At 45.1% G+C, this 9,052-nt stretch carries 8 protein-coding genes; 5 read left to right on the top strand and 3 right to left on the bottom strand.

Going from position 1 to position 9,052, the window contains the following annotated elements; all coding sequences use genetic code 11:
* The first annotated feature begins 55 nt into the window (after window positions 1-55).
* The 3 genes from CAG69_RS15370 to CAG69_RS15360 all read left to right on the top strand — a co-directional run bounded on the left by CAG69_RS15370 (window position 56) and on the right by CAG69_RS15360 (window position 1,552).
* Entirely contained in the window at window positions 56-613 is a 558-nt protein-coding gene (locus tag CAG69_RS15370) for a hypothetical protein (RefSeq protein ID WP_161444962.1), read from the top strand.
* 51 nt (window positions 614-664) lie between these two features.
* Complete coding sequence (locus tag CAG69_RS15365) at window positions 665-1,057, top strand: DUF1353 domain-containing protein (protein WP_161444960.1); 393 nt, start codon at window positions 665-667, stop codon at window positions 1,055-1,057.
* Window positions 1,058-1,141: 84 nt separating this feature from the next.
* A complete protein-coding gene (locus CAG69_RS15360) occupies window positions 1,142-1,552 on the top strand; it encodes a GNAT family N-acetyltransferase (protein ID WP_161444958.1) in 411 nt (136 codons plus the stop codon).
* 73 nt (window positions 1,553-1,625) lie between these two features.
* Here CAG69_RS15360 and CAG69_RS15355 read toward each other — a convergent pair whose 3' ends face one another.
* Both CAG69_RS15355 and fadE read right to left on the bottom strand, forming a co-directional pair.
* A complete protein-coding gene (locus CAG69_RS15355; RefSeq protein WP_006741676.1) occupies window positions 1,626-3,401 on the bottom strand; it encodes a SulP family inorganic anion transporter in 1,776 nt (591 codons plus the stop codon).
* Between the two features lie 212 nt (window positions 3,402-3,613).
* On the bottom strand, window positions 3,614-6,058 hold the full coding sequence (gene fadE, locus CAG69_RS15350) for an acyl-CoA dehydrogenase FadE (RefSeq protein ID WP_161444956.1): 2,445 nt from the start codon (window positions 6,056-6,058) through the stop codon (window positions 3,614-3,616).
* Window positions 6,059-6,434: 376 nt separating this feature from the next.
* Between fadE and lpcA the strand changes: the two genes are divergently transcribed.
* Both lpcA and CAG69_RS15340 read left to right on the top strand, forming a co-directional pair.
* Window positions 6,435-7,010, top strand: coding sequence for a D-sedoheptulose 7-phosphate isomerase (lpcA, locus tag CAG69_RS15345; protein WP_005380392.1), 576 nt, complete (start codon window positions 6,435-6,437; stop codon window positions 7,008-7,010).
* Between the two features lie 50 nt (window positions 7,011-7,060).
* A complete protein-coding gene (locus CAG69_RS15340) occupies window positions 7,061-7,906 on the top strand; it encodes a class II glutamine amidotransferase (RefSeq protein ID WP_005380394.1) in 846 nt (281 codons plus the stop codon).
* A 389-nt stretch (window positions 7,907-8,295) separates the two neighbouring features.
* Here CAG69_RS15340 and purN read toward each other — a convergent pair whose 3' ends face one another.
* A complete protein-coding gene (gene purN, locus CAG69_RS15335) occupies window positions 8,296-8,952 on the bottom strand; it encodes a phosphoribosylglycinamide formyltransferase (protein ID WP_134647202.1) in 657 nt (218 codons plus the stop codon).
* Between the last annotated feature and the right edge of the window lie 100 nt (window positions 8,953-9,052).

The raw sequence follows: 9,052 nt of genomic DNA, 5'->3' as shown, positions 1-9,052 counted from the left end.
GCATGATACTCTTTACGTTTCGACTTGATTTTAGTGCGTATCGACGGAGTGAGTTATGACAATTGGAGCGTTAGAACTAGAGCATTTACCACGACAAAAGGCCTTGGTTGAGTCTGCTTATGATGCCTTTTATTCTGAAAAAGACGTTGTTGCTGCGGTATTGCTTGGTTCATTGTCATCAGGAAAAGGTGACCGTATTTCGGACGCTGATATTGTTGTCTTTACTCAAAATAACTTCCATAAAGCCTCAGAGCCTTGCTTTACCCAGTTTGAAGCTAATAAAGACATTTTTTATCGACTTGAGGGAGAGCACAACGAAAATGCGTGCTTCAAAAAATACATTTTTAATGACCTAACCAGTGCAGAGATTCATTGTTTAGATCTCTGTGAGCCTTTCAAACTTTCTAAGCCATTTAAGGTTTTATTTGATAAAGCTGATGTGATTGCTGGCATGGTTACTGATGAACCTGCGCCAAAGCATGAAGATTTCCCAGTTTATACCAGTGGTGATCAAGGCCTGATTTGGGAACTCTTTGATTGTATTAAGTGGTTGAGCAGAGATAACCATGATCTTGCAAAGTCCTACTTGAAAAAGCTCTCTGAGAAACTCTAATTTGAGAGTTATCCCCGTTCCTCCCACTCAAGTTAGTTAGGCGGTTAGGTTATGAAATACAAAAAGCGTCAGAAGTACAAATACACTCTCCATTCTGAAGAACAGATTGAGACTCGCATTTCAGTGAGTCAGGTGTATGACAGCCCTTTTCTTAGTTTGTCCAAACAAGGCGTGTTAACGATTAAAAAGGGCTATGCATGGGATGGAGCGAGTGGGCCAGCGTTAGACACAAAAAACATTATGAAAGCTTCTTTAGTGCATGATGCTCTTTACCAACTCATGAGGGAGGAGGTGTTGCCTCAAAGTGCTCGAAAGCATGCGGATATGTTGCTGAGAGAAATATGTTTAGAAAAAGGAATGTCTAGCTTCAGAGCAACTTATATCTATTATGGCGTCAGAGTTGTCGGTAGCTTCTTTTCCAGACCCGATACTTTGTGTGCTTAACGGGAACATCTTTCCAATGTTTAACTGTTTATTTATACAGTTTGGTTGTGTAAGCTCCAAGATGATACAAAGGAGTCGTACATAATGACAATAAGATATGAAGAGCATGTGCCAAGCCCGAAAGAATACTGTGATATGCGTGTCAAAGCCGGGCTATCACCCAAATCGTTGAAAGCTGCTGAAATTGGTCTACCCAATTCGTTGTATGGCGTATCTGTCCGGGATGAAGGAAAGCTCATTGCAATGGGCCGGATTGTTGGTGACGGGGCGTGTAACTTCGAAATTGTCGACGTTGCCGTTGACCCTGATTATCAAGGTAACGGGTTAGGTAGAAAAGTCATGGAATACATCGACGGTTATCTTTCTTCTGTTGCACTTGAAGGCTCTTACGTTTCTATGATTGCTGATGAGCCGGTCTTTTACGAAAAGCTTGGTTATAGGCTGGTGGCTCCTAAAAGCCAAGGGATGACAAAAAAGTTTAAGCCGAAGGTGTAACACGTATTCAGCTGTGCAAATAAGCACTAGAAAACAGGAGTTTAATTTCCTGTTTTCTATATTAAACTTCTACTTAAGCCACTTCTGGAATTGGTTTGGGTGGCTGCTCTAAATCAGGCTCTTTTTGAACAGTAGGAATTTGTCCCTCACCCACAGCACTGATGTAACAGCCACTAAGTTTAATGGCAAGGTACATATCGGCTCGCAGTAAGATGCCTCCTTCACTGGTGCTGATACCAGTAAGCTCACACCATTGACGTAAGCGTCGTTTCCTTCCTGCGAGGATTAAGCGTACGCCTCTCTTTTTTAAAGTATTGTGAATATCTGACAGTGTTGCCATCACACTGAGATCTAAGTGAGTAAAGCTCGATACGGCGTCGATGACAACGCAACTTGCGTCTTTGTGATGTTCTACTTGCTCTAACACTCGGCGTTTAAAGTAAGGTGCGTTGAAGTAAGTCAGCGGCGAGTTAAAGCGGTAAATCACCATTCCAGGAATAGGCGAAGCTTTTCCTGAGTCGTCGATGGTCCGAATGGTGCCTTTTTCATCCAAGCCAAGTAGCTGATCACTCGGTCGCATGACAATACGTAAAAATTGAAATAGCCCTAGCAGTACCGCTAAAGTGATCCCCGGTATTACGCCTACGATCAAAACAGAAATAAAAGTGATGATTGCTAGATAGAACGCATCTTTGTCACGAGATTTTAATTTCCAAATGGCTTTGAGATCGAGCAGAGACAAGGATGCGATGATCAACACGACACCAAGTGATGCGATGGGAATAAACTGTAAAGGCTCATAAATAAATACCGCAATAATGGCAATGGTGATTGCGGCGACAATCGAAACTAATTGAGATTTACCGCCATTTGCATCATTTACCGCTGTGCGTGAGTCAGCTCCACTTATCGCGAAACCTTGTGAAAACGCCGAGGCAATGTTGGCAAAGCCCAACGCCTGAAACTCTTTATTTGCATCAATATCATAACCGTTTTTAGCGGCGAAACTGCGCGCGGTGAGCATCATGCTAACAAAGCTGACAATCGCAAGGTTGAGCGCCGGGACCACTAGCTCACGAACTTCACCTAGCTCAAACTCCGGCGTTTGAAACTGAGGGAAACCACCTTGAGTGAGTCCAACCACGGATACGCCCATCTCTTGTAAATGGAAAAACCAAACTGACGCGGTAGTCACGAGTATCGCCAGCATGGCAGCAGGCCAAGTTGGTCGGTAGCGTTTGGTGAGCAAATAAACGACAACCGTCACGATACTCAGAGTTACGGTAGGCCAATGAAGCTCGGTTAATCGTTGTGGAGCCTCCCATAAGCGTTCCAGCAAATAACGTTGTTCGTATTTCAAACCGACCACTTTGGCAAACTGACCAACGATAATCGTGAGAGCGACACCGTTGAGTAGACCCAAAAGAATCGGGCGAGAAAGGAAGTCTGCAAACACCCCTAACTTGAAACGACTTGCCAGTACACACCAAATACCAGTCATCGCCGTCATGGTCATGACTAACTGCCAATGTTTTGTGGGGTCACCTGCGGCAAGTGGTGTCACAACAGCAGCGATCACTGCACAGGTTGCTGCATCGGGTCCGACAATGAGTTGTCGAGATGTGCCCATCATGGCGTACACCAACATTGGCAGTACACACGAGTAAAGACCGACAATTGCGGATACCCCGGTTAATTGTGCATAAGCTATGGCAACTGGCAGGGCAACCGCGACAACAGAAAAGGCGGCTCTAAAGTCGTTAACAAACCATTCTTTTTGATAATGCTTAAGCTGAACAAGCCCAGGGAACCACTGTGCGAATAATATTTTAGCCAACGGATTTACCATATATGTGAGTGAGTTACTTAAAAGTATACACCGCTTGCTTGGAACGTCTGTGAGTTAGTTATCACTGGAAACCGGGGGGAAGGTTCGGAGTGCGTGGATTTTATTGCGCTTGCGCAGAGGTTCTTCGTGGTGTGAGGTGTTATGAACGCTATTCTGGTAGCAATAAAAAAACGGGAGCTGACACTCCCGTTGTATGATTTCAGATTAGAGAGTTAGGCAACGCTATCCATCTGAGGGTATAGCGGCTTTGCGGCGAGCAATTCCGGCTCGAAGTCGTCAACGTTGATTGTATCCAGACGATGCTGTTCAGCTTCTCTTAGTAGGTCGGCTTCTTCTTGCGTGATCAAGCCTTGCTCTAGCCCTTCCTGAGCAATCATATCCAAACGTAGGAATGGACGACGTTTGCCTTGCGCTTTACATACTTTGTCGAACACTGGCTCAGCTTGAAGAATGACTGACAGGGCAAGCTCAATCTTACCTGCTGCGTTGTGCTCGGTTGGTTCAAGGTACTGACCGCGACCAATGCGTGAGCGCGTTGCACTAGGCGTTTGTAGAATGCGCGCCACTTTGCTGTCTAGTTTATCGCTTGGCGCTTTGCGTACACGACCGAATGGCATGATTAACACGCGCAGTGCACGACCAATCACTTTGTTCGGGAAGTTTGCTAAGAATTCGTCTACCGCCACTTCCGCTTGTTTCAAACTGTCTTGTAGACCCCAGTGTACTAATGGTAAATCTTCGACTGGGCGGCCATCTTGCTCGAAACGTTTCAACGCCGCAGAGCTTAAATATAGCTGGCTTAGAATGTCACCAAGACGCGCTGATAGACGCTCTTTACGCTTCAAAGAGCCACCTAGCACTGCCATTGAGATATCCGATAGCAGAGCAAGGTTTGCACTGTAACGGTTCAATTGTTGGTAGTAACGCTTGGTTGCATCTTTGGTTGGTGATGAAGAACCTAAACCGTCGCTTAAACCAAACCAGATACTGCGTACGAGGTTACTCATGGTAAAGCTCACGTGACCAGCAAGCGCTTTATCAAACTTCTCTACAGAGTCGCTGGCATCAGAGTACGCGGCGTTCATTTCTTCAAGAACGTATGGATGACAGCGAATCGCACCTTGACCAAAGATGATCATTGAGCGTGTTAAAATGTTTGCACCCTCAACCGTTACCGCGATTGGCGCACCTTGGTAACCACGCGCTAGGAAGTTAGAAGGTCCCATACAGATCCCTTTACCGCCTACGATGTCCATTGCGTCGATGATGCTTTGTTGTCCACGGTGCGTACAGTGGTACTTCACGATAGCTGAGATAACCGAAGGTTTTTCACCTAGGTCGATACCTGCCACGGTTAAGTTACTTGCTGCATCCATTACGTAAGCATTACCACCAAGACGTGCCAATGGCTCTTCTACGCCTTCCATATGGCCGATAGGCTGTTTGAACTGGCGACGAATGCGTGAGTAAGCGCCTGTGGCCATTGCCGCAGTTTTGATGCCACCTGTTGAGTTTGAAGGTAGCGTGATACCACGACCAACCGATAGACACTCAACCAGCATACGCCAACCTTGGCCCGCCATTTTTTCACCACCGATAATGAAATCGATAGGTACAAAGATGTCTTTACCGCGCGTTGGACCATTTTGGAATGGCACATTGAGCGGGAAGTGTCGGTTACCAATCTCAACACCTTTGACATCAGTTGGAATAAGCGCACAAGTGATGCCAAGATCTTCTTTGTCACCAAGTAAACCTTCAGGGTCGCGAAGTTTAAATGCTAAGCCTAGTACGGTTGCGACTGGCGCTAGGGTGATGTAGCGCTTGTTCCAAGTCAGGCGCATACCCAGTACTTCTTTTCCTTCCCATTCGCCTTTGCAGACCACACCGTAATCTGGAATAGAGCCTGCGTCAGAACCCGCTTCTGGGCTCGTTAAGGCGAAACAAGGGATTTCCTTACCTTCAGCTAAACGCGGTAAGTAATGATTTTTTTGATCTTCAGTACCGTAGTGTTGCAGTAGTTCACCAGGGCCTAAAGAGTTAGGAACACCAACGGTAGACGATAGAACGCCAGAAACACCCGTTAATTTTTGTAGCACCAAAGATTGCGCGTATGCTGAGAATTCCAAACCACCGTACTTTTTCTTAATGATCATGGCGAAGAACTTATGATCTTTCAGGTATTGCCAAACTTCTGGCGGTAAGTCCGCGAGTTCATGGGTCACTTGGAAATCACTCACCATGGCGCACACTTCATTCACAGGGCCGTCTAAAAAGGCTTGTTCTTCCGCACTTAACTTAGGTGCTTGAATCGCGTGTAGCTTTTGCCACTCTGGTTTGCCTTTAAACAGTTCGGCTTCCCACCAGACGGTACCTGCGTCTAACGCTTCTTTTTCGGTTTGAGACATAGCTGGCAGCACTTTCTTGAAAAGCACTAACGCTTTGCGGCTAATTAAAGACTGACGTACGCCAGGAACCGCGAGCACAGCTGCGGCGAGAACGTAAATAGCCCAACCAATAACGCCGACAGTTCCTGCTACTGTAAGAGCCAGCATGGCCGCGGTGAGTAAGCTAATAGATTTCACGAGAGACATGCGGTGGTAGAGCGTAATGCCTAGCACGATCGCCATCGTGATGATTGAGAGCAAGATGTCCATATATATTTTCCTTTTCAGACTTTATAAGTTTTGTACGTCTGCATGTTAGGTAAGAGGTCTAACCAGTTGGTTTAAGTGTAATCAAAATATTAAGGAAATGTAAAACATAAGATTGGATAAAAAGTGATCTAAGTAGAGTTAAAATTCTAAAGTTGAGATTTGAGTGATGGTTTCATGAGCAAGTTGACAAGTTTATTACCATCACTAATCTAAATCTGTTGGTTCACTATCGACACTAATTCTCGTTTGTGGGTAAACTCAGAGTAATCAAACCCGAGTTCAGGTTTATGAAATGTCCGATACCAAATTGGTATCAGAACAATTTGCTCAGTGAGTCAAGAGCTGACTGAAGCCGAAATAATAAAGAGAACGTCTTATGTACCATGATCTGATTAGAAGTGAATTAAACGAAGCTGCTGAAGTGCTCAACAAATTTTTAAGCGATGACCATAACATTGCGCAAATCGAAGCAGCGGCGAAAATGATTGCTGACTCATTCAAGCAAGATGGTAAAGTATTGTCGTGTGGTAACGGTGGTTCTCACTGTGATTCAATGCACTTTGCCGAAGAGCTAACAGGCCGTTACCGAGAAAATCGTCCTGGCTATGCTGGTATTGCTATTTCAGATCCAAGCCACCTTTCTTGTGTGAGTAATGACTTTGGTTATGACTTCGTGTTTTCACGCTATGTAGAAGCGGTTGGTCGAAAAGGTGACGTACTGTTTGGTCTGTCGACGTCAGGTAACTCAGGTAACATCCTGAAAGCGATTGAAGCAGCACAAGCGAAAGGCATGAAGACGATTGCGCTAACAGGTAAAGATGGCGGCAAAATGGCAGGCCTTGCAGATATTGAAATCCGCGTGCCACACTTTGGTTATGCAGACCGCATTCAGGAAATTCATATTAAGATTATTCATATCATCATTCAGTTGATCGAAAAAGAGATGGAATAATCGTTTACGGCCACCGTTTCGAGCTGTGTTGTTAGGGAGTTTTTTAAACCATGTGTGAATTGCTCGGTATGAGCGCTAATGTTCCAACGGATATTTGTTTCAGTTTTACTGGGCTCATGCAGCGTGGAGGTCGAACCGGCCCACACCGTGACGGATGGGGGATCACCTTCTACGAAGGGAAGGGCTTTCGAACCTTCAAAGATCCCAAGCCAAGTTGTGAGTCTAAAATAGCAGAGTTGGTACAAAATTATCCCATCAAAAGTCGTGCGGTCGTTAGTCATATCCGACAGGCGAATCGTGGTGGTGTTAATTTAGAAAATACTCATCCCTTTACACGTGAGCTGTGGGGTAGGTATTGGACGTTTGCGCATAACGGTCAGCTCTCTGGCTATCAAGACTTACATACAGGTCGACATCGACCTGTCGGTGAAACAGATAGTGAACTGGCATTTTGCTGGTTGTTGAAGCAAATGGAAGATCGATATCCTGAGCCGCCAAAGGATATGGAGTCGGTATTCTTATATGTTGCTAAATGTTGTGATGAGCTAAGAGAGAAGGGTGTATTTAACATGCTTCTGAGTGATGGTGAGTATGTAATGACGTATTGCACCAATCATTTGTATTGGATCACGAGACGCGCACCGTTTGGAAAAGCTGCTTTGCTTGATGAAGATGTGGAAATTAACTTCCAAGAAGAAACCACGCCACATGACATCGTTTCTGTGATCGCAACTCAACCTTTGACGGGCAACGAAGCTTGGCAGCGTATGAAACCTGGCGAATACGGCTTGTTTCACCTAGGTGAACTAGTCAAAAATAATGCCTCTGAACTGGTGAATGTGCCGTTTGCGGCGGCTAAGCCGGGCAATCAAGCGCCAACCGAACCGTTAGAGTGATGGTCTCTTACTCTGAATATAAAAATAAAGCTCGCTTAATCGCGAGCTTTATTTTTATGCGTTTTAAACCGAGGGCGGATACGGATGAGCATTCTTACTTTCTAGAGTGCTGGTAGTAGAGTCCTAGTCTCGCTAAGGCTTGCTGTAAAGACGTAACTGATAGAAATTTCTCATAAAACACCTCGTCAGTCTGAACGGTGAAGAACGAACCAGATTCAGAATCTACTTTCCGAGTGTTATGTTACTCAAGTGGTTATGGGATTTTTTAGAATGTTGGGTTTTAGGTTTCTAGTCTCACTACGGTTTTCTTGAATCAGTTTTATATGTTTCAAAATAACAAAAGGCAGCTCTCAGGCTGCTCTTTTGTGTTTGGAGTTTGGTATTCAGGACTACTCATCGGAGGCGTAGCCGTGTGTGCCAAGCTCTGCGCCATCTAAATAGGCTTTACCATCCTTCATGATCAAGCGCTCATCTACTAACCACTTCGCCACCATAGGGTATATTCGGTGTTCCTGAGCCTGAACACGTGCTGCAAGTACACTAGCATCATCGTCTTCGAACACAGGAACTTTTGCTTGCAGTATGACAGGGCCACCATCAAGCTCTTCCGTTACAAAGTGCACACTCGTACCATGTTCTTTGTCGCCAGCATCTATTGCTCTCTGGTGTGTGTGTAGCCCAGGATATTTTGGTAGAAGAGAAGGGTGGATATTGATCATCTTACCCATGTAATGAGAAACAAACTCGCTGCTCAGAATACGCATGTAGCCCGCCAGAATAATCACGTCTGGTTGGTATTCATCGATTTGACTCATTAGCTCTGCATCAAAGCTTTCACGCGAGTCGAATGCTTTAGGGTCGACAAAGTGACCGTCTACATCAAACTTTTTTGCACGTTCTAAACCAAAAGCATCGGCTTTGTTAGAGAACACGGCTGCCACTCGTGCGTTTGGCATGCTGTCTTCGCAAGCTTCCAAGATAGCTTGCAGGTTACTTCCGTTACCCGAGATGAGGACCACAATGTTTTTTAGGGTATGGTTTTTCATGATGTCGAGAGTGCCTTGGTATTGTAGGTTGGAGTTATGTAGCTTCTAAACTACCTACTAATAGAATGGTTTTTATTGTTCTAGATAGCAAAATGAGGAC

The organism is Vibrio sp. V43_P6S15P86 (assembly GCF_009904725.1).
GTDB classification, from domain to species: domain Bacteria; phylum Pseudomonadota; class Gammaproteobacteria; order Enterobacterales; family Vibrionaceae; genus Vibrio; species Vibrio diabolicus.
Note: the sequence above shows the minus strand (reverse complement) of the source record. Positions and strands in the feature narration are given on the sequence as shown.